Annotated in this window: 25 protein-coding genes; 19 read left to right on the forward strand and 6 right to left on the reverse strand. The window is 36.8% G+C overall.

The window, feature by feature from the left end; translation table 11 throughout:
• The first annotated feature begins 123 nt into the window (after positions 1-123).
• The 7 genes from D8M04_RS16125 to D8M04_RS16155 all read left to right on the forward strand — a co-directional run bounded on the left by D8M04_RS16125 (position 124) and on the right by D8M04_RS16155 (position 9709).
• Positions 124-810: a response regulator transcription factor gene (locus tag D8M04_RS16125; RefSeq protein WP_121524446.1), complete on the forward strand. Its 687-nt coding sequence runs from the start codon at positions 124-126 to the stop codon at positions 808-810.
• A 3-nt stretch (positions 811-813) separates the two neighbouring features.
• On the forward strand, positions 814-2148 hold the full coding sequence (locus tag D8M04_RS16130; RefSeq protein ID WP_121524447.1) for a sensor histidine kinase: 1335 nt from the start codon (positions 814-816) through the stop codon (positions 2146-2148).
• Between the two features lie 107 nt (positions 2149-2255).
• A complete protein-coding gene (gene typA / locus D8M04_RS16135; protein WP_121524448.1) occupies positions 2256-4082 on the forward strand; it encodes a translational GTPase TypA in 1827 nt (608 codons plus the stop codon).
• A 402-nt stretch (positions 4083-4484) separates the two neighbouring features.
• The gene (gene treP / locus D8M04_RS16140; RefSeq protein ID WP_246001305.1) at positions 4485-6410 is read left to right on the forward strand and encodes a PTS system trehalose-specific EIIBC component; all 1926 of its coding nucleotides are present in this window, start codon (positions 4485-4487) and stop codon (positions 6408-6410) included.
• Positions 6411-6981: 571 nt separating this feature from the next.
• Complete coding sequence (treC, locus tag D8M04_RS16145; protein ID WP_121524450.1) at positions 6982-8631, forward strand: alpha,alpha-phosphotrehalase; 1650 nt, start codon at positions 6982-6984, stop codon at positions 8629-8631.
• Between the two features lie 18 nt (positions 8632-8649).
• A complete protein-coding gene (gene treR, locus D8M04_RS16150; RefSeq protein WP_121524451.1) occupies positions 8650-9369 on the forward strand; it encodes a trehalose operon repressor in 720 nt (239 codons plus the stop codon).
• Between the two features lie 67 nt (positions 9370-9436).
• The gene (locus tag D8M04_RS16155; RefSeq protein WP_121524452.1) at positions 9437-9709 is read left to right on the forward strand and encodes a YkvA family protein; all 273 of its coding nucleotides are present in this window, start codon (positions 9437-9439) and stop codon (positions 9707-9709) included.
• On the opposite strand, the gene D8M04_RS16160 is transcribed toward D8M04_RS16155, so the two are convergent.
• Together D8M04_RS16160 and D8M04_RS16165 are read right to left on the reverse strand one after the other, a co-directional pair.
• Positions 9706-10569 (reverse strand): dimethylarginine dimethylaminohydrolase family protein, encoded by an 864-nt coding sequence (locus D8M04_RS16160; RefSeq protein ID WP_121524453.1) that lies wholly within the window; start codon positions 10567-10569, stop codon positions 9706-9708. The genes D8M04_RS16155 and D8M04_RS16160 overlap by 4 nt on opposite strands.
• A gap of 43 nt (positions 10570-10612) precedes the next feature.
• Complete coding sequence (locus D8M04_RS16165) at positions 10613-10801, reverse strand: hypothetical protein (protein ID WP_246001306.1); 189 nt, start codon at positions 10799-10801, stop codon at positions 10613-10615.
• 271 nt (positions 10802-11072) lie between these two features.
• On the opposite strand from D8M04_RS16165, the gene D8M04_RS16170 reads away from it, so the two are divergent.
• Positions 11073-12227: a CapA family protein gene (locus D8M04_RS16170; protein WP_121524455.1), complete on the forward strand. Its 1155-nt coding sequence runs from the start codon at positions 11073-11075 to the stop codon at positions 12225-12227.
• 99 nt (positions 12228-12326) lie between these two features.
• Here the strand turns inward: D8M04_RS16170 and D8M04_RS16175 are convergent, their stop codons facing one another.
• Together D8M04_RS16175 and D8M04_RS16180 are read right to left on the reverse strand one after the other, a co-directional pair.
• On the reverse strand, positions 12327-13019 hold the full coding sequence (locus D8M04_RS16175; protein ID WP_121524456.1) for a DUF1129 family protein: 693 nt from the start codon (positions 13017-13019) through the stop codon (positions 12327-12329).
• On the reverse strand, positions 13016-13348 hold the full coding sequence (locus D8M04_RS16180) for a PadR family transcriptional regulator (RefSeq protein ID WP_121524457.1): 333 nt from the start codon (positions 13346-13348) through the stop codon (positions 13016-13018). Before D8M04_RS16180 ends, D8M04_RS16175 begins: the two co-directional genes overlap by 4 nt.
• Positions 13349-13650: 302 nt before the next feature.
• On the opposite strand from D8M04_RS16180, the gene D8M04_RS16185 reads away from it, so the two are divergent.
• From D8M04_RS16185 to D8M04_RS16205, 5 genes are all read left to right on the forward strand, one after another.
• A complete protein-coding gene (locus tag D8M04_RS16185) occupies positions 13651-13971 on the forward strand; it encodes a thioredoxin family protein (protein WP_121524458.1) in 321 nt (106 codons plus the stop codon).
• Between the two features lie 307 nt (positions 13972-14278).
• Entirely contained in the window at positions 14279-14842 is a 564-nt protein-coding gene (locus tag D8M04_RS16190; RefSeq protein WP_281277138.1) for a GNAT family N-acetyltransferase, read from the forward strand.
• A 17-nt stretch (positions 14843-14859) separates the two neighbouring features.
• Entirely contained in the window at positions 14860-15546 is a 687-nt protein-coding gene (locus D8M04_RS16195) for a response regulator transcription factor (RefSeq protein ID WP_121524459.1), read from the forward strand.
• Complete coding sequence (locus D8M04_RS16200; RefSeq protein WP_121524460.1) at positions 15543-16898, forward strand: HAMP domain-containing sensor histidine kinase; 1356 nt, start codon at positions 15543-15545, stop codon at positions 16896-16898. Before D8M04_RS16195 ends, D8M04_RS16200 begins: the two co-directional genes overlap by 4 nt.
• 257 nt (positions 16899-17155) lie before the next feature.
• Entirely contained in the window at positions 17156-17878 is a 723-nt protein-coding gene (locus tag D8M04_RS16205; RefSeq protein WP_158595146.1) for a PepSY domain-containing protein, read from the forward strand.
• Between the two features lie 51 nt (positions 17879-17929).
• Here the strand turns inward: D8M04_RS16205 and D8M04_RS16210 are convergent, their stop codons facing one another.
• Complete coding sequence (locus D8M04_RS16210; protein ID WP_121524462.1) at positions 17930-19498, reverse strand: bifunctional metallophosphatase/5'-nucleotidase; 1569 nt, start codon at positions 19496-19498, stop codon at positions 17930-17932.
• Positions 19499-19718: 220 nt separating this feature from the next.
• Here D8M04_RS16210 and D8M04_RS16215 point away from each other — a divergent pair, with 220 nt between their 5' ends.
• From D8M04_RS16215 to D8M04_RS16240, 6 genes are all read left to right on the forward strand, one after another.
• Positions 19719-20150: a YppG family protein gene (locus tag D8M04_RS16215; protein WP_121524463.1), complete on the forward strand. Its 432-nt coding sequence runs from the start codon at positions 19719-19721 to the stop codon at positions 20148-20150.
• 163 nt (positions 20151-20313) lie between these two features.
• A complete protein-coding gene (locus D8M04_RS16220) occupies positions 20314-21003 on the forward strand; it encodes an alpha/beta hydrolase (RefSeq protein WP_121524464.1) in 690 nt (229 codons plus the stop codon).
• Positions 21004-21472: 469 nt separating this feature from the next.
• A complete protein-coding gene (locus tag D8M04_RS16225) occupies positions 21473-21778 on the forward strand; it encodes an antibiotic biosynthesis monooxygenase family protein (RefSeq protein WP_121524465.1) in 306 nt (101 codons plus the stop codon).
• Positions 21778-22128, forward strand: coding sequence for a hypothetical protein (locus D8M04_RS16230; protein ID WP_121524466.1), 351 nt, complete (start codon positions 21778-21780; stop codon positions 22126-22128). The genes D8M04_RS16225 and D8M04_RS16230 overlap by 1 nt, the downstream gene beginning before the upstream one ends.
• A 23-nt stretch (positions 22129-22151) precedes the next feature.
• Positions 22152-22817: a cobalamin B12-binding domain-containing protein gene (locus D8M04_RS16235; protein ID WP_121524467.1), complete on the forward strand. Its 666-nt coding sequence runs from the start codon at positions 22152-22154 to the stop codon at positions 22815-22817.
• Positions 22801-23559 carry an STAS domain-containing protein gene (locus D8M04_RS16240; RefSeq protein WP_121524468.1) on the forward strand — a complete coding sequence of 253 codons (759 nt, stop codon included), beginning with the start codon at positions 22801-22803 and terminating at the stop codon, positions 23557-23559. Before D8M04_RS16235 ends, D8M04_RS16240 begins: the two co-directional genes overlap by 17 nt.
• 235 nt (positions 23560-23794) lie before the next feature.
• On the opposite strand, the gene D8M04_RS16245 is transcribed toward D8M04_RS16240, so the two are convergent.
• Positions 23795-24649 (reverse strand): DegV family protein, encoded by an 855-nt coding sequence (locus D8M04_RS16245; RefSeq protein ID WP_121524469.1) that lies wholly within the window; start codon positions 24647-24649, stop codon positions 23795-23797.
• Positions 24650-24662: the final 13 nt, after the last annotated feature.

Raw genomic sequence — 24662 nt, forward strand, 5'->3', positions numbered from 1 at the left:
CTTATTATACAAGTTAACTATAAACGACACTAGTGGAATGGATTTGGTATAATTGTGGAATAAATGTGTAAATAGCAATCGAATTGTAATGATAAAAAAGTTTGGAAGGGGAAAGGAAAGGATATGAGTTACTATATAGGATTGGTCGAGGACGATCCGAATATCCAAAACATTGTCTCAGCCTATTTGAAGAAGGAAGACTATGAGGTAGCTGTATTAGGAACAGCTGAAGAAGCATTAGAATTATGGGGAAATAATCCGCCTGATATGTGGATTTTAGATATTATGTTACCAGGAATGGATGGGTATGATTTTTGTAAACGAATTAGAAAAGAAAGTGAGGTGCCAATTATTATTATTTCTGCTAAGGATGATGAAATAGATAAAATCCTAGGTCTTGAACTTGGAGGAGATGATTATTTAACGAAGCCTTTTAGTCCAAGAGAATTAGTTGCCCGTGTGAAGCGATTATTTAAACGCTCAGACATCAATGCCAAACCTTTGAAAGAGAATGAAGACCGACTGAAGGTGGATCATTTATTGATTTACAAGAATGAACGCAGAATCTTTCTAGACGGAAAGGAATACGAGGTAACCACAAAAGAATTTGATATGCTCAAGCTTCTGGCTGAGAATGCAAATCGCGCTTTTTCTCGCGAGGAGCTTCTTGTTAAAATATGGGGAAATGACTACTTTGGCAGTGACAGAGCTGTTGATGACTTAGTTAAACGAATCCGTAAAAAGATAGAAGATGTTCCAATTGAGACTGTATGGGGTTACGGATATCGTTTACGAAAAGAAGAGGAATAAGGAATGAAACTTCAATCACAACTGATTGCAGCTTTTACTGCACTATTAATCGTCATCATGGCAGTTGTTTGGTATGTTATCTATTCTTTAATTCTTGACCTGTTAATCAAAGACGAACAACGGCAACTCGAGCAAACAGGTGAATTGTTGGTCGAGATATTGAATGAGCAATATAGTATAAGCGATATGCACCAGTTTTATAATGTCATTGATGAGCAAGACTTACAGATGTTTATGTATGATAGTCGCCAGAATGCAGTGCTTTTCTCTACCATGCCAAGTGAATTTGTAAGAGGCTTATATGAAAAAAATGACTTCTCTGATCAGGTCCAAACCATATGGGACTATGAAAACGAGAAATATGTAACTTCCCGGATTTTATTTCTTCCTGAAACAGCAGGGTTAGAATTAATTTTGCTTACACCTTTAGATGATATAAAAGAAGTACAGCAGAACTTCTTTCTTCGTTTGTTCTTAATTTTTATCTTTGGATCTATGGTGGCGGTAATTATTACTTATCTGCTTACTAAGCGTTTAGTAACTCCGTTAACACGCTTGAAGATTCAATTAAAGAAAATAGAAAAGCGAAAATTTGATGACTTGGAGTATATCGAAGCATCTGGAGAAATTAAAGAAGTTGCAGATAGTGTTTATGAGATGGCGGACGAGCTAAGACGGTATATGAATTCACAGCAGGTTTTTTTCCAGAATGCGAGTCATGAATTAAAAACCCCATTAATGACCATACAGGGATATGCAGAGGGAATTAAGGATGGCATTTTTGATGAAGAAGAGACGGAAAAAGGCCTAGAAGTAATGGTGACCGAGGTAAATCGGTTGAAAGCTATTATAAATGAAATGATATTACTAGCGAAATTAGATACGGAACCAACTGTTTATGAACCGAAAATAATTAAAGGGAGAGATCTATTAAACCTTATCATAGATCGAACACTCCCCTTGGTAAATGAAAAAGGAATAGCATTAGACACGAAGGCAGAAGATAATATTACAATCTATGCTGATGAGGAGAAAATTTTACGTGCATTATTAAATGTTGTTATTAATGGGATACGACATGCAAAAAGTATAGTAACGATTCAGATGTTCTCAGAGGGAAATAAACATATCATAATCATTGAAGATGATGGAGAAGGAATACCAGAAGAATTAAGACCACACATCTTTCATCGTTTTGTAAAAGGAAAAAACGGGGAAACAGGATTAGGACTTGCAATAGCCCGAGCGATTATTGAACAGTCTTCAGGGACTATTTCTGCAGGGAAGTCTGAAACTGGAGGAGCAAGGTTCATCATTCAATTTCCTAAAAGAAAGTAAAAAAGTTTAAACCTATGTATTTTTTTAATAAAGATTTTAGTTCTAACTATATTTTATGGTATAATGTTCTAGTTTGATTCATCCGAATAAAAGAGGAGCGTACTTTTATGCAATTAAGAGAAGATGTTCGTAATATCGCAATTATTGCCCACGTTGACCACGGAAAAACAACTCTAGTGGATCAACTGTTAAAATACTCAGGAACATTTCGTGAAAATGAGCATGTGGATGAGAGGGCAATGGACTCTGGAGATATAGAACGTGAACGTGGAATTACAATTTTGGCTAAAAATACAGCAGTAAAGTATAACGATACAACCATTAACATTTTAGACACACCAGGACACGCCGACTTTGGTGGGGAAGTAGAACGGATTATGAAGATGGTTGACGGGGTAGCTTTGGTTGTAGATAGCTACGAAGGCACGATGCCACAAACGCGCTTTGTATTAAAGAAGGCATTAGAACAAAAAATAACACCGATTGTTGTTTTAAATAAAATTGATCGTCCGAATGCAAGACCATCAGAAGTAGTCGATGAGGTACTTGATTTATTTATCGAGCTTGGGGCAGACGATGAACAATTGGAATTCCCTGTAGTCTATGCTTCAGCCTTAAACGGAACTTCTGGATTAGAACCAGAAGATCAGCAAGAAACAATGGATCCCATTTTTACTACTATTTTAGAGCATATTCCAGCACCAGCTGATACACGCGAAGAACCTTTGCAATTCCAGGTAACACTGCTTGATTATAATGATTACGTTGGACGTGTTGGTATAGGTCGTGTTGTGCGCGGGAAAATTCATGTCGGACAACAGGTAGTAGTACTGAAGGAAGACGGATCAAGTAAATCCTTCCGTGTATCTAAATTGTTTGGGTTTATTGGATTAAAGCGTATAGAAATTGAAGAAGCTTACTCTGGGGATATCGTAGCAATTTCTGGTATGGAAGATATTAACGTTGGTGAAACAGTATGTCCACAAGACCATCCTGAAGCATTGCCATGGCTGCGGATTGATGAGCCAACATTGCAAATGACGTTCCTAGTGAATAACAGCCCATTTGCAGGAAAAGAAGGGAAGTTCATTACTTCCCGTAAAATTGAAGAACGTCTGATGAAACAGCTGGAAACAGATGTTAGCTTACGGGTTGATCCAACTGAATCCCCTGATGCATGGATTGTATCTGGTCGCGGAGAGTTGCACCTATCCATTCTAATTGAGAATATGCGTCGTGAAGGCTATGAATTACAGTTATCTAAACCTCAAGTTATCATCAAAGAAATAGATGGAGTAAAATGTGAACCTGTCGAACGTGTTCAAGTGGATGTCCCTGAAGAGTATACTGGAGGGGTTATGGAGTCTCTTGGTGCTCGTAAAGGGGAAATGCTCGACATGGTGAACCACGGAAATGGCCAAGTTCGCTTGGAATTCAAAGTACCTTCTCGTGGATTGCTGGGATATTCTACAGAATTCATGTCACAAACTCGTGGTTATGGAATCCTGAACCATACGTTTGAAGCATATGAGCCTGTAATTAAGGGACAAGTTGGTGGTCGTCGTGAAGGCGTACTGGTTGCCCTTGAAAATGGAAAAGCTTCAACCTATGGAATTATGGGACTTGAAGATCGTGGAACTATTTTTGTTAATCCTGGTACAGAAGTTTACGCTGGGATGATTGTTGGGGAACATAACCGTGAAAATGATCTAACGGTTAATATTACAAAAGAGAAACATTTGACTAACGTTCGTTCAGCAACTAAAGACCAAACAGCAACGATTCGTAAAACCCGTCAAATGTCACTGGAAGAAGCATTACAGTATTTAAATGAAGATGAGTACTGTGAAGTAACACCAGAATCGATTCGTTTGCGTAAACAAATTCTAAACAAAAATGAACGTGAAAAAGCAGCAAAACATAAGAATAAGTAAGTTGAAATTATTTGGGGAACACACATTTCTTTCCCAGTAATTATGAGTACAGTAATGAATCAGTTATTTATGACTTATTACTTTTTCCCGTCTCTTGCCATGCTCGTTATCCTCGCATGTTAGTAGGGGAGAGCATTAGCATCAATTTATTGAACCAGAAGGTGATAGAATCACCTTCTGGTTTTTTCTATGTGAACTCTCAAGGCTACTTGTTATTTTCTGTAATATAGGTCCTGCAGTTGTTTCAACTTAGAAGAATGCGGGGATAAATGTACTAGGTTATATAAGAATAAGAATAAGTGAAAGCACTTGCATAACCTGTATATACAGGTTATAATAAAATTGTTAATAAACATGTATATACAGGTTATTAAACATTTTTTAATATAGGGAGGGCTTATGGTGTCAGGAGCACATAACATCTATGCACCACTTAATGGTAAATTGACAAAACTTGAAAACGTGCCTGATCCTACATTTTCACAAAAACTTATGGGGGAAGGTATTGCAATAGACCCCGTAGATGGAAAAGTAGTTTCACCAATTAATGGAGAGATCGTTCTCATTCCAGATACAAAGCATGCAGTTGGGTTAAAGTCTGAATCCGGAGCGGAAATACTTATTCATATCGGCCTTGAAACGGTTGCGTTAAATGGTGAAGGATTTGAAGTACACGTTAATCAAGGAGACAAAGTAAAAGCAGGACAAACATTAATTACGTTTGACTTAGAGTTTATCAAAAAGAATGCAGCTAGTTCTATCACACCTATCATTGTAACGAATGGTAGTGATTTTGAAGTAACTAGTATCACAGATGATAAGAAGGCAGTTGCAGGGGAGACTATTGTCTATAAAGTTGCTGAGAAGAAGAAAGACCAGCCAAGTGCATCGCCAAGACAAGAGGCAAATCAAAAAAATAAACCTCAATACAGTGATGAAGCTAAAGAAATTGTAGCGGCAGTTGGTGGGGAAGAGAATATCGATGTGGCAACACATTGTGTAACAAGACTACGTTTTGCCTTAATGGATGAAGATAAAGTAGACCATGAAAAACTGGATAATCTAGGTCTTGTTAAAGGATCCTTCTCATCCAATGGACAATTCCAAGTTATCATTGGACAAGGTACAGTTGATAAAGTATATCAAGCAATGGTAAATGAAACAGGTATTTCAGAAGCTACGAAGGATGAAGTAAAGGCTGCTGGTGCGAAACATAACCAAAACGCACTGCAACGAGGAATTAAAACATTAGCAGATATCTTTATTCCTATCCTCCCAGCTATCGTTACAGCCGGTTTACTATTGGGTATTAATAATATCTTAGTTAACCCAGTATTTTCTGATGAATCTATAATTGAAATGTATCCATCTGTTGCTGGTATAGCGGATATGATTAACATTATTGCCAGCACAGCGTTCACTTTCTTACCAGCATTAATTGGTTGGTCGGCAGCTAAGCGTTTTGGTGGAAGTCCGTTGCTTGGTATCGTATTAGGTCTAATATTAGTACATCCAGCTCTTACGCCAGCAGGGGAATTCGCACAATTACAGGCGCAAGGGGAAGCACCAACATGGAACTTCTTTGGATTGCAAATTGACCAATTAGGCTATCAGGGTCAAGTATTACCAGTACTTGTAGCAGCATGGGTACTAGCTAAAATAGAAGTTTGGTTGAGGAAGAGAGTACATGATTCCTTACATTTATTAGTAGTTGCACCTGTGGCATTACTTGCAACTGGTTTACTCGCATTTATTATTATTGGACCGGTAACGTTTACTGTTGGAACATGGATCACAGATGGCATTGTCTGGATTTTTGATGCTGTTCCGCTACTTGGTGGACTTATATATGGTGCACTTTATGCTCCACTTGTTATTACAGGAATGCATCATACCTTCTTAGCCGTAGATTTACAGTTAATTGGTAGCACTGGATCTACTTTCTTATGGCCGATTGTGGCATTATCTAATATTGCACAAGGTTCTGCTGTATTTGCTATTATGCTAGCAGCGAGAGATGAGAAATTGAAAGGTTTAGCTGGGACTTCAGGTATATCTGCTTACTTAGGGGTGACAGAACCTGCGATGTTTGGGGTTAACCTTCGTTACAGATTCCCATTCTATGCGGCAATTGTTGGTACTGGAATTGCTGGAGCATTTATCACATTGCAAAACGTACAAGCATCATCTATTGGAATAGGTGGTATTCCAGCACCGCTTTCCATTTCTAATAGCATGATGGCATTTCTTATCGGTATGTTAATTGTTATTGTAGTACCATTTATTATTACGTTTATTATAGCAAAACGTAAATTCCGTAATGACTAAATATAAAACAGCATACTCAGTGGGGGACGATCATCCTTCACTGAGTTTTTGTTAAAGTTTGGGTTGTTGTTAACAAAATAGATAGACTTCTTATTGGTCAATCAAAGATAGTGCATAAAAACCGCTCCGGAAATACACTACGCTTTCCGCGGGCGCTGCTGAGCCTCCTCGTGCTAACGCACTGCGGGGTCTCACCTAGGCTTTTCATCCCGCAGGAGTCTCCGTGTATTTCCTCCGCTAGTATAGCGCTATAAAGAAAACACAAATCCTCATAAGAAGTGATTGTAGCGGAGGGCAGTCGACTCCTGCGGGAAAAGCAACAAGCGAAGACCCCGCAGGAAGTGGTCTTCTTCCGAGGAGGCTGAGACGTTGCCCGCGGAAAGCGTACTGCCCGCAGCGGAAATCACCAGCATATATTTCCATTGTGTTTTCGGTGTGACACGATAAACTATCTTGCTTTCAGTTGATCAGATTTTTCTATCGACTGTGAAATATTAAACGAAACATCATATACCAAAAGAGTCTTGTTAAAAGACTAAATACTATATTACAAACAAGGAGTGGAAAATAAATGAATGAAGCTTGGTGGAAAAAGGCTGTTGTTTATCAAATTTACCCAAAGAGTTTCAATGATACAACAGGAAATGGAATGGGAGATATCCAAGGGATTATCGAGAAGCTTGATTATCTAAAAGAACTGGGTGTTGACGTTATTTGGCTAACACCAATCTATCGTTCGCCACAAAATGATAATGGTTACGATATTAGTGACTACAAGTCCATCGAACCGATGTACGGAACAATGGAGGATTTCGAACTTTTACTAGAAGAAACACACCAACGTGGTATGAAATTAATAATGGATCTAGTAATCAATCATACCTCTACAGAGCATGAGTGGTTTAAGAAGTCCAAAGAATCCAAGGATAGTGAATACAGGGATTTCTATATTTGGAAGGACCCTGTTGATGGGAAAGCCCCAAATAATTGGCAGTCTAAATTTGGTGGTAATGCATGGAAGTATGACGAAAATACAGGACAGTATTACTTGCATTTGTTTGATGTAACACAAGCTGATTTAAATTGGGAAAATGAAAAGGTTCGTGAAGAATTGATTGAAATGATTCAGTTCTGGGCTGAAAAAGGAATTGATGGCTTCCGTTTAGATGTCATCAACTTGATTTCAAAAAATCAGGATTTCCCTAATGATACAACAGGCGATGGTCGTAAATTTTATACAGACGGTCCTAGAGTGCACGAATTTCTTCAGGAAGTGAATCAAAAAGCCTTTTCCCCTTACAATATGATGACGGTTGGTGAAATGTCTTCTACTACTATAGAACACTGTGTGCTATACACCAAACCAGAACGTAAGGAACTAAGTATGACATTCCAATTCCATCATTTAAAGGTTGACTACCCAAATGGTGAAAAATGGACGAAGGCACCATTTGATTTGATGGAACTGAAAAGAATTCTTAGTGAGTGGCAAGTTGGTATGCACGAAGGTAATGGCTGGAATGCATTATTCTTTAATAATCATGATCAACCAAGAGCTGTATCCCGTTTTGGTAATGATAAGGAATATCATAATGAATCAGCAAAGATGCTTGCTACAACGATTCATATGATGCAAGGAACACCATATGTTTACCAAGGTGAAGAAATTGGAATGACGAATCCTTATTTCACTTCCATTGATCAATATCGCGATGTTGAATCCCTGAATGCATACCAAATATTAAAGGAAAAAGGGAAAACTGAAGAGGAAGTTTTAGAAATTTTGCAGCAGAAATCCCGAGATAATTCTAGAACGCCAATGCAATGGTCGAACAAAGAAAATGCTGGCTTCACAAATGGAACCCCGTGGATTCAAGTTACCGACAACTATGATACAATCAATGCGGAGGCAGCATTAGAGGATAAGAATTCTATTTTCTATCACTATAAAAAACTGATTGAATTACGTAAGAAATATGATATTATAACTTATGGCAATTACCAAATACTATTTGATGAACACCCAAATATTTTTGCATTCTCTAGAGAATACAATGGAGAAAAATTACTTGTTTTCAATAACTTCTATAGTGAGGAAGTAACCATTCCATTCCTTGAAAAAAATGCGGATGTGCTAATATCTAACTACACTGACCAAGTTACTGAACAAGGAAAGTTAACACTGAGACCATATGAATCAATCGTATATTTTATAAAGTAAAGTGAAAAGGAATTAATTATGGCTGCCATTAAGAAATATTTAAAGATTTATCATGATTTAGTTGAGAACATACAAGCAAATAAGTGGCCGAAGTCGACTTTATTGCCTTCTGAGAATGAATTAGCAGCCATGTATCATACATCAAGGGAAACAATTAGGAAGGCATTAAATCTGCTGGCTCAAAATGGTTATATTCAGAAGGTGAGAGGAAAGGGTTCTGTAGTCATAGATATCCATAAGTTCTCTTTTCCTGTTTCTGGAATAGTTAGTTATAAAGAGCTTGTTGAAAAGCTTGATCTAAAAAGCAGAACAATCGTAATCAAACTTGGTTATACCGAATCCAGAATGATTCGTGACACATTGAATGTTCCAGATGGAACTAAGGTCTGGAGTGTGAATCGAATTAGAGAAATCTCCGGTGAGAAGATTATCTTAGACAAGGATTATTTTAATGAAAGGTATGTTCCGCTGCTGTCAGAAAGAATATGCAGTCAGTCAATTTATGAACATATCGAGGAAGAATTAGGTTTAATTATTGGTTTTGCGCAGAAGGAAATTGTTATTGAAAAAGCGACAGAAGAAGACCAGCAATGGTTAGATTTAGAAGATTTTACTGATGTAGTGGTTATTCGAAGTCATGTTTATCTTGATGATACAAGTCTTTTTCAATACACAGAATCCAGACACAGACCTGATAAGTTCCGCTTTGTGGACTTTGCTAGAAGGGTAAAGGGATAAGCAATATAAGAAATCGAGGCTACCTATAGGGTAGCCTCGACCTAATTATCGCAAGAAGGTGAGCAGAATGAAACGTTTTATAAATCGAATAAAATTCTTAGGTAAAATCCATAAGTCCATTCCATTCTTATTTGACTTTTTCTTCTCAAAAGATGTTAATCTTAATAAAAAGTTAATTTTTGTAATTGTGATTATAGGTTATTTTTTACTTCCATTTGATATTATTCCTGATTTTCTATTATTCTTTGGTTTAGTTGATGATACTGCAGTTCTGCTGTTTTTATTACAGCAGATGGTGAAAGTGGCGCCTACATCACTTAAAGAAAAGCATGGTCTTTAAGATGATTGGCGTATAGTAGGTAATGTACAGCAACGAAATGAGCCCCCGGATTTAATGATTTCGGAGAAAGGAACTTCGATAACTTTATAGCCTCTTTTCGTTAATTCCTCGTTCACTCGCTTATTCTCTGGCAGAGAAATAATCTTATTGTTACCAATAGAAAGAACGTTAGTGGCCAATCTGAATTGCTCTTCTTCCTCTAAATCTATTAATTCGAAGTGCTTTTGTATTTCCTCTTTTGCAGATGGGTCTATTCCTTTTGAATATATAAGTGCAGTGTTCTTACTGATTGGATTAAAGACACAGTCAAGGTGCAGCAAGGACTTATCAATCGGAATCATATGAACTTCCACTCCTGTTAATAGCCCTTTTAACTGATGAATAGCAGCAGAAGAAGTTCTGTCACTTACTCCTAACCAGATTCTATCATTATCCAGGATAACGTCCCCGCCTTCAATAGAACTAGTTTGTAACGGTGTATAAGATACCCCTCTATTATCTAACCAGCTCTGTAAAATCTTCAATTCTGGCTTACGAATTTCGCTTTTTAATGAAGCCAGAAATAATGTATCTCCTATTGTAAATCCAATATCTCTTGTAAACACTTGCTCATTCAATTCCTTTTCTGTCTCTAAAGGAATGACTTCAGCACCTTCCTTTATTAGGGTTTGTACAAAAAATTGATGTTGCTGGAGTGCTTTATCAATATTAATATTTTCGCTTAAATAATGCCTTTGAGTCGTATTAATCACTTCGGTTATTCGCATGTGAGTCGGGGGTACAACAATAACCTGTTTTAATTCATCATATTCGTTAAAACATTGGACAAAAGACTTAGATTTGTTTGTAATTTGTTTCATCATGTATTCCCCTCTCTCTATCTAAACTATTGGACATTGTAGATTAAGATTTTTTATCCTGCTTTTCGTTTGGAATGTATTTTGTAAAATAAGCTGCGAAGATAAGGGAAACGAACGCTAGGCCCCAGCCGGCAATTCCGCTCCAATATAGATCAAGCCCAATTCCAATAATGATAAATACAGCACTAAGTATTATAAATACGGACGATAAATAGCGTTTCAAGCAAAACACTCCTAAGAAAGGTTCTATTCTATTTATATTCGAATAATATAAAAATGTTCAAGTGTACTTATAGTATAGCAAAATTAAAAAAGACTACGTTATTAAAATGTACCTTTCGTTATAAAACTAGTCCTTTTGCGTGTAAATATTTTATAGATATACCCCCTTATTCAGTATATAATTGACATAAAGTGAGTAGATTTTGAAGAATCTGTAGATACATTTCATTTTTTTTATATATGACTTATAGATATAAGCAAAAGCAAAGGGGGAATTACAGGTGAGCAATCTTAAGTTTATATTTGCAGCTTTACTACTTATTATTCTGACAGCCTGTAGTGAAGCAGTAAACGTACAGTCCACAGGGCAGACCAATGACACAAAGAACGTCCAATTAGAGGAAAAGGAAATACCGGAGATTAAACAAGAGATTTCTCTATCGGCGGTTGGGGATATTCTTATCCATCAGCCTGTTTATCAAGATGCAAGAGGAGAAAAGGGCTATAATTTCTCACCAATGTTTGAGCTTGTTGAGGATTATTTAATGGAACCTACCATAACGGTTGCAAATCAGGAAACAATGATAGGGGGAGAGGAGATAGGTTTGTCATCTTATCCATCTTTTAATAGCCCATATGAAGTTGGAGATGCATTAAAAAAAGCTGGGGTAGATGTTGTAACGATTGCTAATAATCATACCTTAGATCGAGGTGAGAAGGCGATCCAAAATGCTATCGGTTATTGGGAGACGATAGACATGATGTACACAGGTGCATATAGGGATAATCTTGATCGTGATAATCTTAGAATCTATGATACAGAGGAAGGAATCTCACTTGCGTTTCTATCCTATACATATGGAACCAATGGGATTCCTGTGCCAGAAGATAAGGAATATCTAGTAAATCTTATTGATAAAGAACGAATGGCTAATGAGATGGAAGAAGCGAAGGAGCAGGCAGATCTTATCGTATTAAGTCTGCACTTTGGCAATGAATATGAACGTCTGCCAAATGAGAGTCAAAAGGAGCTTGTGCAATTTGCTGCAGATCATGGTGCAGATATTGTTATTGGACACCATCCGCATGTCCTGCAACCGGTAGAATGGGTAACAGGTGAAGATGGTAACAAGACGTTTGTCGTGTATTCATTAGGCAACTTTTTATCCAATCAACAGGATTTATATACAAGAATCGGTGGCATCATAAACCTCAAGATTACGAAAACAATCGATGCTGAAGGGGATACGATAGAAGTACATTCACCATCCTTTTTGCCAACATATGTCAACTTTACATCTCAGCACACTGATTATGAAATCGTACCAATGCATCAATTAACAGATGAACAGTTAAAGGATGCAAAAAACATATATCAAGAAATAAAAGAACATATGTCCCAGTGGGAAGAGGAATTAGAATTTGTTGAGGAATAGAAAAGCAAGGCTCGAAAAAAGTAGAGCCTTGCTTTTCTATTCTTCTTTTTAGTTGAGTGAGAAGAAGCAACTTCAAGCAGCCAGTATATTGGAGAGATTTCATTTTGTAATTCTGTACCTTTTGTTTAAAATTGTTTTAACTATAAATAGAATGATTCCCAATCCAATTATGATAGATAATGGGATGCTTAGTACCGTCCCGAATTCAGGCATAAAGAGGAATACAAGCATAGTGAGACCAATAAAAATCATACTCATTAGCCAAATCTGTAAAAATTCGATAAACTTATTTGGCTTTTTTGTTTTGAATGTGCTTCCTTTCATCCATCTGAATATGAGGTAAATCCAGATTGCAAGCAATACTCCATCTATTAATACAACTGAAATACCAGTACCAATTGGGAATGTTAAGCTTCTCGTGCCAATCCCAAAGAAATGATATAAAGCATAAGAGAGAATTCCCAAGAAAATCATAAGAACAGCCGCTAGATCAATAAGAAGATAGAATAAAAACAATACGTTTTTCGATGCCTTCTCTCCAGGGATCTCTTGGATGACTTCTTCACAATATGCTTTTAAATCCTCACCAAAAATATCTTTAGCAGTTCTTCCTTGTTCCTGTGCTGCAAGCAAATGTTCCAGTAACTCTAATAACACTTCTTCTGTTTGTTGTTCAGATTTCATTGCATTTGTTCGAATGTAAACAATCATATCCTCGTAGTACTGTTCATTTTCAGAATTTAACTGCTTCCGTTTTTCATTATTTAGCTTCATAATGTCAATGGCATTCAATTATGATTCCCCCTGCTAATGATTCGATCAACTGGATTTTTGATGGAATTCCAGTTTTGTATAAATGTTTTTAACGCTTCTTCTCCACCTATGGTTAAAGAATAATATTTCCTTTTTGGTCCGGCTTCAGATTTCCGCATTTCTCCAACAATTAATTTTTCCTTCTGTAAACGGAGGAGAATAGGATAGATAGAACCTTCACTTACATCTGATAAACCGAATTCCTGTAATTTCATTGATAGCTCATATCCATATGCAGGTCCTTGATGAATGATGGAAAGAATGCAGCCTTCAAGAATGCCTTTTAATAATTGACTTCGTTGTGACATATCACCATCTACCTTGTAATGCAATATAGTTGATTTAAGAAAGAGCTATCTTGTAATACAAAATAGCTTACTTTTATTATAACGGTTACTATTGAATTATCAAGTCCTTTTTGTACTTTTTTTGGGATACGAAGATATATCTTTTTTTATAAGGTGTCAGATTTGAAAAACAATACTATCTTACAGATAGAAAAGAATAATTCCCGGATTGCTGAACAGCTTTGATCTCCCTGTGCACTTGTCTTGTTTGTTTTATGTATTTTGGGTAAAGTGGAATAAAGAAATAGCAGGAGGAATGAAAAATGGAATATATTAAATCAAGAGAGAAGTTTAATGAAGTTATTCAGAGTGAAGAACCTGTGATTGTGAAATTCTTTGCTGATTGGTGTCCAGACTGTAAACGAATGGACATGTTCATTGATGGGATTCTTGAAGAGTTTAAGAATTATAAATGGTATGAAGTGAATAGTGATGAACTAGATGGAATTGCACAGGAATATGAAGTGATGGGTATTCCAAGTATTCTTATCTTCCAGAACGGGGAGAAACTTGCACATCAGCATAGTGCATATACAAAAACACCTGATTCCGTTACGGAGTTTCTACATCAGCAATTGGGTTAACGAAGAAGCTCGAAGCACAAACTTCGAGCTTTTTTTGATTTCAAATTACTATGTTCCAGATTGCACTTTCTCCAAATCAATTGAATTCTTCTCTATCCTAAATGTCTCTTTGCGATTGCTACTCTATCCTGCATTGTTGTTTTATAGTCAAATATTAACGTGATATGAAAATATTTAAAATGTAGCTTTATCATAGGTTAACTGAATGTAAGCTCCCAAATGAGTGAAATTTCACTTTATTCTTATCGTAAATTTATCCCCTGATTAGTATAATAAAAGAAATGAGAGTAATTTGGAGGGGTTCCATTTGAAAGATCCATTATTGATTGATTTTCCTTATGAATTTCATACAGAGCGTTTATTTATACGCATGCCTTTACCTGGCGATGGCAGGGTTGTTTATGATGCGATGCTTGCAAGTAAGAATGAGCTATTAGAATGGCTGGAATTTGCGAGGAATAATCAAGAATTAGAGCAAGTGGAACAAAACGTTCGTGAAGCCCATGTTCAGTTCTTAGCACGGAAGGATTTAAGATTACATATCTTTCATCGAGAAACAGGAGTATTTATTGGTTCTACAGGACTACACCATATTGACTGGATGGTACCTAAGTTTGAGATAGGCTACTGGATTGACACCAGGTACTCAGGGCAAGGTTACATGGTCGAGGCCATCGAAGGCTTAACGGTATTTGCTTTTTATGCATTGGGAGCCAATCGAATTGAAATTAGATGTGATACAAAAAACACAAAAAGCAGAAAAATCCCAGAAAGATTAGGTTATACGTTAGAAGGAGTCTTAAGGCAAGACTCTTTAGATAACCATGGAAATCTAAGAGATACTTGTATCTATGCGAAAATCAGAAATTGAATGAAGGTTGGTCTAGAATGACAAAAATACTAATTGTAGAAGATGAGAAAAAAATAAGCAGAGTACTAGAATTAGAACTTCAATATGAAAGTTATGAGACAAAAACAACTGATAATGGAAAAGATGCATTAAGACTCATGATGGAAAATGAATGGGACCTTGTCTTATTGGACATTATGTTACCGAAATTAAGTGGTTTAGAGGTACTAAGAAGAATTAGAAGAACAGATAATCAGACACCAATTATATTGCTGACTGCAAGGGATGAGGTACACGACAAAGTAAGCGGATTGGACTTAGGTGCAGACGACTATATTACCAAGCCCTTTCAAATTGAAGAACTCCTTGCACGGATACGTGTACACTTAAGAAAACCAAAGCAGGAAGCCAAGAAGAATAAAGAACTATCGATTGGTGATCTAGTTGTTGATGCAGACAGCCGCGAAGTAAAACGGGCTGAGAATTATATCGAGTTAACTCCCCGCGAATTTGACCTCTTAATCTGTTTATTAAAAAATAAAAATATCGTTTTAACCAGAGAGCAGCTCATTGAACAAGTATGGGGCTATGATTACTTTGGGGAGACCAATGTAGTTGATGTGTATATTCGGTATTTACGTCAAAAGATCGATAAAGGCTACGAGAGGGCCTACATCCAAACGGTGCGTGGTGTTGGTTATACGATTAAGGATCTGGATAGATGAAATTAAAAACAAAAATTCAGCTTTTTTCAAGTATTTTTATGCTTATCCTTATTTTGCTTGTTAATGTTTCTGTCTATTTTTTATTTAATAAAATGACGGCGCAAACGGAGCTAGAGCAATTAGAAATAGTAACGAATGACTTAATAGAGAGATTTGCTGATAACCCTGGAATAAATGCAAAAGATTTGACTAAGGCATACTTGCCATCGAATGGGGCGATTCGCGTTATTGTGGAGAGTGGTAAGCCTATTGTTGAGCAGACGAGAGATTTGAGCTATTTGACATTACCGTGGGGTTTTTCAACAAAAGAATCGAAACGAGTCATTGCAGTGAATAATGGACCAGATATTGCAGTTGTCACCAAGCCAATTATTTGGAATACGGGGGAAATTGTTACCCTACAAGTCTCAAATCACCTAGTTCCACTGCATGAGACCATGAAAACACTCTCCTATGTCTTAATTGTTTTATCATTTATTGTATTGATTCCAACTATATTCGCTGGCTCAATTTTAAGCCGGTTTTTACTTATTCCAATCAAAAACTTAATTGAGGCGATGAAGGAAAACACGAAGCTAGGAAAATGGAAAACAATAAATGTTACGAACCGTTCCAAGGATGAGCTTTACGAAATGGAAATGACTTTTAACGAGATGATTGGCTACTTAAAAGAAAATTATGAGAAACAGGAAATGTTTGTGTCGAATGCTTCACATGAGCTAAAAACACCAATCCAAATCGTGAAGAGCTATGCGCAGCTTATGGATCGCAGAGGTAAAGATAATCCAGAACTTCTAGCTGAATCCATTGAGGCAATTGATTCAGAAGCGGACCGCATGAAGAAACTAGTAGAGCAAATGCTTGCTTTAGCTAAAAACAAAAAGGAAGCAGAAATGGAGAAAGTGAACCTTTCTTTATTAGCAAAGGACACAGTGACAACTTTTAACGGAGCATATGACCGTGAGATAAATGTAACTTCCAACAAAGAGCAATTATTCGTCCATGGTAATCGGGATCAATTGGAACAGATCATTTATATTCTTATTGATAATGCATTAAAATATAGCAAAGATAAAGTTGATATTGAGATTTCCAATATGAATACAAAAGCAATGCTTAAAGTAAGAGACTATGGATCAGGTATTTCGCAAGAGGATCAGGAAAGAATTTTTGATCGATTTTACCGTGTGGATAAGGCAAGAAGCAGAGATACTGGTGGAACCGGGTTAGGGCTTTCCATTGCCAAAGATATTGCAGCAGCGCATAAAGGGGAACTAACATTAGAAAGTAAGATTGGTGAAGGTTCGACTTTCATTCTGTCACTGCCTATTGAAAAAAATAGGATGAGCTAACGATGCAGAGATCCTTTTTGCCACTGCATTCCAAGTTAATGCCATAAGAGACTCAAAAGCTACCTCATATACAAGAAGAGTTTTTTGGACTGAAAAAACCGCCTTACGCTGCATGATTGCACACTACAACAACACTCGATTACGTTTTTAATCTTTTCTCATCAAATTCTAATCTCTTTCACAGGATACTGTTATTTTTAATGACTACTATAAAAGTATCGAGAGAAAACAAATCAAAAATTAGCGGAGGTTCTAAAATGAAGAAAAAAGTAGTGGCGGCATTAGGTGCTATGGCGATTGCAGGTGTGATTGGATTGGGGTTTGCGCAAAGCGGAATAGTTAATGCGGGACCAAATCTTTCGGAAAACGATGTTCGTAATCAGGTCAATGACCAATACCCTGGAGCAATTAAAGAACTGGAATTGGACGAAAATGGTAAAGATCCTGTTTATGAAGTGGAAATCGAAATAGATGGAAGAGAATATGAATTAGCTATCGATGGAAACAGTGGTGAAGTTTTAAAACTGAACGAAAGAGCTGTAGCATCTGACAATGCAGATGAAAAAGTAAATAACAAAGAAAAAGAGGATCAAAAATCAAATGAAGTATCTATGAAGAGTAAAGATGATGACACAGATAATAAGGACGATAGCAACGAAACTCATCAAGGTGATACAAGCAATCAACCTGCTGAAAATGAGTCAGATAATGCAGCAAAGACAACGGAACCAAAGAAGGAAGAGAAAAGGGGAACGAATAATGCTGCAATCGGTGAAAGTAAAGCCAAATCAATCGCACTAGAACAATATGATGGAACGGTGAAAGAGATTGATTTAGATGAGGATGATGGCCGTCTTATCTATGAGATTGAAATGCAAGGAAAGAATGGAGAAGCGGAAATAGAAATTGATGCTTATACAGGTGCTGTTATTATCATAGACGTTGAAACCTATGATGAAGATGATGATGACAACGAATGAAAATAATCTAAAATGGAGTTACCTGCACTACAAATTGCAGGTAACTCCATTTTAATTGGCATAGACGGTGAAATTATCGATCGTATAAGCTTCGACTGTAGGATGTTTCTCAAAGTACTCTCTTATTATTTCTACAGTATCTTTCTGAATTTCTTTTATAACGGGTTTATTTCGGAACATAGAGTAATTTCCTCCACCTGAGGCCCGATAATTATTTAAAACAACGGGATAGATGCTGGTATTATTTAAATATTCCCCTTGATAGGTTGCATACTCCACCCTTGATCCAACAGGATTTGCTATATTCAGCTTATATTCAATACCATCCCAGATATCATAATTATAATGCTGCGGTTTTGGATGAACGTAGGTGGGATTAACAATCACTTGTTTTTGATCATCTATCATAAAATATTCAGCACTTTTTTCTAATGCAGCTTTAATATCTAGCCCTGTTAATTCTAATACCGTTAAAGTGTTTGGATACATATAATTAGACACAATATCACGCATGGTTACCACGGAAGGAAACCCATTTGTACTATTATTAAATAAGGCGGTAACAGATATATTTACCCCGCTAGCTTCCTTTTGTACATCGTGTATGAATTGGATAAAGGGATGTTTTTTAACTCTTGCTTGAAAAGCATCATGGATTTGCATAACACCCTTGATATGACCGATTGGTTCGTCCAGCCAACGCTGTGTGGATAATTCTATTTCTTCCATGTAACTAAGTAATTCAGGATCCGCTTCCACATTCACTAAAGACTGAAGTTTTCCTTTTTTATTGATAATTTGCCAAGTATCCCTTTTTTCTAATTCGATTTGAATCATGCCATAGCCTTGTGCATTATTTCCTGGTTGAAGAATCAATACGTCATTCACTTCACCCACTAGGCTTCGATGCTGATGACCGGTTAGCAGAACATCAATCCCTTCAATTTCATTACACATTTGATAACCTTGATTTTCACCTGTTAGAGCTTCAGTAGGCTCTCCGGTTTCGATATCCCTCTCAAAACCCCCATGATAAGCAGCGATAAGAACGTCTGGTTTCTCTTTTTCTCTTATATATTGGACCCATGTTTTTAAAGTTTGAAAAGCATCCCTAAAATCCAGCCCCTTAATATGATTTGGAGATTCCCAATTAGGAATATAATGGGTAGTCACTCCAACGATAGCAACTTTTATTCCATTATTTAGTGTTTTAGAGAGATAGGGAGGTCCATAAGCAGGCTTACCAGTATCGCCATTCATAATATTTGCAGCCAGCCATGGGTAATTTGATTGATCTATCGCATTATTTAGTGTTTCTTTTCCGAAGTTAAATTCATGATTTCCAATAACTCCTGCATCGATCTTAATTTGATTCATTAGCTCAATCATTGGATTTTTTTGATCTTGATGCTCTTTCACATAGTGTGTCATTAATGGGGTACCTTGAATTAAATCGCCATTATCGATGACGAGTACATTTTCAAATTTCCTGCGAGCCTCTTTTACTGCAGTTGCATATTTCACAAGCCCTAATTCAGCCTTTTCATTTGTTCCATATAAGATGGGCAAGGCATGCCCATGAACGTCACTTGTAAATAAAATGGTGATCTCAGAGTTCATCAGGTAACATCCTTTCTTATGTATGAAGAATACATACTTACTATTGTTATTAAATACCATTATAGAATTTATCGCTACATCCACTGGGACTTTTTTGTCAAATATTTACAAAATATCGCTAACTAAGTTCAAGTTTTATGACATGCCTTTAGGGTAAACACACTTTGGAGTGATAAGCATAAATTATTATAGGTAGGTATTATGAAAGAGGTGTTATGGAATGGACCCAAGATATTTTTATCGGCAATCTTATTTTCAGCCAAATTTTCCTTTTCACGATATTCCTAATGGGCAACAATCTTTTCCTCCATTTGGGCCGAATGGAAATCCCTATCCTATGGGAAATCCTAATTTAAATAATCAGAGCCCCTTTGATTACTTTCAAAAACCCGATTTACCGATGAATTGGCCTAATGTACCGCAAGCTTCAGAACAAAGCAACGTTCCAAATCCTCAAGGAGGACAGCAGCCTTTTCAACAAGGGAATATGCAGCAACAACCACCTAATAACATGATGGGGAGTTTCCAAAAGGATGGTCAATTCGATTTAGATAAAATGCTGTCTACTGTTGGACAGTTTGCTAATACGTATCATCAAGTAGCTCCCATTATTCAGCAATTAAACGGTTTTCTTAAAGCATTTAGATCATGAAGCTGATGATCATATCAGCTTCTATTGTTTAGAAAATGGAAGAGCTCAGCGAGTGTTATGGACGAACTGTTACTATTTCATGTGTAAAGTTTTGTTATAAATAATGAGTGGATAGAAGAATATAAGAAGGTGTTGGCTAAAAATTTAATTGAAGGTGATTGTCTTGATTGGTTGTTTAATTATTCATGGATTCACAGGTGGGCCTTATGAGGTAACACCGTTGGCAACGTATTTAAAAGAACATACAGACTGGCATGTAGAGGTACCAACCTTACCTGGGCATGGCGAGAAGTTGGATCTAAAGGACGCTTCATATAAACAATGGATTACAACAGCAGAAGATGCATTAAAAGAAATGCATGAGAACTATGAGACCATTTACTTAATCGGCTTTTCTATGGGAGGTATGATTGCAGCATACTTAGCAGCAAAGTACAGTGTAGATAAACTAGTACTCCTAGCTGCATCAGGAAAATACTTATCTTTTAAACAAATAGCGGCAGATGTAAGATATGTTGTAAGTGATGGCATTAAAGGTATGCTATCTGAAAATCGATTATATAATCATTATCGAAATAAACTTGGTATGGTACCATTAAAGGCAAACGTCGAGTTTATTAAGTTAGTGAGATTTACCAGGCCCTATTTAAAGAAAGTAGAGTCCCCAGTTTTGATAGCACAAGGTCAGCAAGACGGAATGGTTCCATATAAAACGGTATACTATTTAGATAAAGAGATACATTCAGAGCAAAAGGAAGTCGTCCTATTTGAACGGTCTAGACATTTGATTTGTCTTGGAGAGGATAAAGATACACTGAACCTAATGGTACATGATTTTCTATTAGAAGATTAATAAGCCCATAAACTGTATTCTGCCAAATGATTTTGTTGTACATGCCACGTTAGGGTTGGACCATTTTCCTGTACGAAATTGAATTACATTTCTATATATCCAATAGAATAAGAAGAGGCTGGAACAGACTATTTTAACAAGAAGAGATCACGAACTTTGGTTAACCATTTAGTACATTGTTCGTCTTTTGAGTTAAAAGGTTTATGGTTTCCCAGCCTCTTTGTAGTCGATGAAGAGACGGAATACTTAGATATCTAGCCGTTTTAACAAGTGAATTGAATAAAATGAGTGCCTTGCTTAACACCTATACATAGTTAAAACGGAACACAGTATGTTAAACTATTTGTGTTAGTAAAAAGATCGGTGCAGATGGGTATTACTCTTGAACTCATCGTTGAAGAAGTGTGAGTATGTAAGCAATCTATGAAAATCATAAAATATTTATATGATACTAGGGAAGGTGTTGCTTATGTATATCGTGAATTCCGTTGTAACAGTACCAGAAGAGAAGGCAGAGGAAGTTATAAATATATATCGCAATCGTTCACGCCTTGTGGACAATGCGGTGGGCTTCCTATCATTTCAGCTACTTCAAAATCAAAAAAAGCCATCTGAGCTGACAGTTCATTTGGAATGGGACAGCAGGGAGAATTATTTAAAATGGGCAAGAAGTGATGAGTATAAAAAAATTCATGAACTAGAAAAAAAATATCCTGACCAGGAGCTGGCTTCTATTATTCCACGGGTGACTCAATATAAGGTTGTCGCAAAGTAATGGATGTAATTCTAAAGGAAGAAATTACTAAAGAGATGGCAGCACAAATCTATCAGGCTTATCCTTTTTTATGGGGAAAGTTCGGGAGGAACGGTTATGAGCGAACTGCTGAGGATAATATGCACCACTTAAATCATTTGGAACTTGCTTATGAAATGGGCGATATAAATCTATTTCTTGATTATACAAAGTGGCTTCAGGGAATCTTGACAAGCCGGAATGTTGGAACAGATTTAATCGTAGACAATTTTAATCGATTGATTGAAGTAATCCCTGAAAAAACAGAACAAAAAGAAGCAGATGCCTATCTCCATTGTTTAAATCAGGCAGTTTTGTTGCTTAAGAGATAGATTTGGATTGTGGAGGTGACAGGATGACAAAACATGTTGAAAAGCTTGCGGAACAATTTCTTGCAGGAGATGACCGTGGAGCTATCGAATACATTTCTACCTTTTTAGATCGTGATGCTGGCATGGTGGAACTATACGATAGTCTTATTACCCCAGCTATGTACTATATAGGGAAATTATGGGAGACCAATCGAATTACAGTAGCCGATGAGCATTTAGCAACAGCTACATGTGATTTCGTTATGACTTATCTTGAACAAAATAGAGGACCGGAAGGCGACACACCAGGGATTAACAAAGTGATGTTATTCGGGGTGGAAGAAGAACAACACTATATTGGATTGAAAATGGCTGCCACAATATTTAGGCAGAATGGCTGGAATGTTCGCTATATGGGTCCGGACCTTCCGCTTCAACATGCCGAAACAGCAGTAAATGCTTGGCAACCAGATGTAATTGGTCTGTCAGTGGGACTTGCTTATCGTTTATCTAAATTGACGGAAACAATTCTATCCCTCTCAAAAATGCAGCATAAGCCCTCTATTATTATCGGGGGTCGGGTTGCTGATAAATTTAAGATTCCAATAGGAGCCAGTAATCAGATTTTTATCGCAAAGGATTTGTCTAATTTAGATCACTGGATGAAGCATAGTTATAAAGGGGGATACTCGATTGATATCACAAATTAACCATATATATCCCGTCCCTTCATTTCAAATAGACAGGAATCTTAACATTCGCTCCGCGTCACAGGAAGCATGGGACATGTTTGAGCGGACTGATTCCTTAATGAGAATGATAGACTCGAAAAGCTGTTTGAAAGCAAAGCAAATGCTTCAGCCTTCCAATGGGAAAGTTTCCTTTGAAATAAATATGATTGATAAAAAAGGCCAGATACTGCTTGTGGATTGCTATGCAGGCTGGACTAGTGAGCTGCATGGAGAAATTATGATTCTGGAAAAGAACAAAGAAATGTCAAACATTTTAAGCCAATTTCAGAAACTGCGCACAAGACTTCAGGAAACAGACATGGAACTGTTAAAGGAAAAAGAACGGCTGCAACAGGTGCTTATGGAGAATAATATGCTCTCTGCCCCATTTATTAAAATTAACGACGACATTGGCCTCATTCCTGTGTTTGGTATTATTGATCAGCAAAAAATAACTGCCATTATGGATAATGTACTCAAAAGTGCTTATGAAGCGCCTACAAGGGAATTGATCATTGACTTCACTGCGGTTAACCATATGGATAGAGAAGGTTGGAGGGGGTTTACGGAAATGTTCCAGTCACTGAAATTGCTAGGCAAACACATCTATATGACAGGGGTGCAGCCAAAGCATGCACACCAGATACATGAGTTTAATATTCAAACAGATATCATTTTTAAGCCCTCGCTTCAAGATATAATCTCTAAGTTCGTTAAGTAGAGTAAAAAGCTCTTTGAAAATAACCTTGAAATAAAATGTGAACACTTTTGGCGGAGGAAATCCAAACAATTATTTCAAGTGACTGATTCATTCAACAGGCAGAAAGAAAATAACTATTTAAAGGGAAACTTGATACCTAGGCATAGAGGTGTTGTTTAGTTTCCCTTATTATTATGCAAGATCTTATTTAGTCATTCTTCCCAAGATTTTTTGATTTACTGTCTCCACCTCGTCATTATCCTTTGAAGAATGATATGACGATAGCGCCTTCACCACCGTGAGTCGACAATAGTGGGGACATTTCGGTTAAGATTGCATCCTTAAAAGGATACTGCTTCTTAATTTCTGATAGAATTAATTTTGCCCGGTTTTCATCATTACAATGTGACATGGAGATGATTTTTTTCTCTACATCCTTTGTATATTCTCCAATTTGATCAATAAATTTCCTTATTGATTTCTTGTCTCCTCGTACTTTTTCAGTCACTTCAATGGTGCCATCTTCACTTCCGCGCATTAGTAATTTTATGTTCAGGGTTTTAGCGATTCGCCCCTTCATTTTATCTAGACGGCCACCTAAAACGAGATTATCTAAAGTTTTTAGTACAAATAAGGTTGCTGTTTGTTCTACTCTTTCCTTTAAATGAGCTACAAGCTTCTCGAAACCAATCCCTTCCTTTATTTTTACACTTGCTTCGTGCAATAAAAGAGAAATCCCGCAAGCAGCTGTTTTGGTATTGATTACCTCAATTTTGCGGTTAGGTTCTTCTTCCAGAAGCATGTTTTTACCCGCTACTGCATTTTCGTATGTGCTGCTTAGGCCTGCAGAGAGACTTAGCATAAGAATTGGTGTTTCTGGATCCACTTCTTTATAACTTTCATAAAAATCATTTGGACTTGGTGCTGCAGAGCTTGGAAGTTCTTTTAACTCTTTTACCTTTTGATAATATTGGTTAAGATCTAAGTCGACATTGCTTTTATATTCACCATCACTAAAGTGCAAATAAAGTGGCACTACTTTAATATCAAGTGGCAGCTCTAAACGTTTTGAAATATCCGCACCACTGTCTGTCATTAATTGAATTTGCATTCTGTTTCTCCCC

Origin of the sequence: Oceanobacillus piezotolerans (assembly GCF_003665065.1) — a bacterium.
Lineage (GTDB): Bacteria > Bacillota > Bacilli > Bacillales > Amphibacillaceae > Oceanobacillus > Oceanobacillus piezotolerans.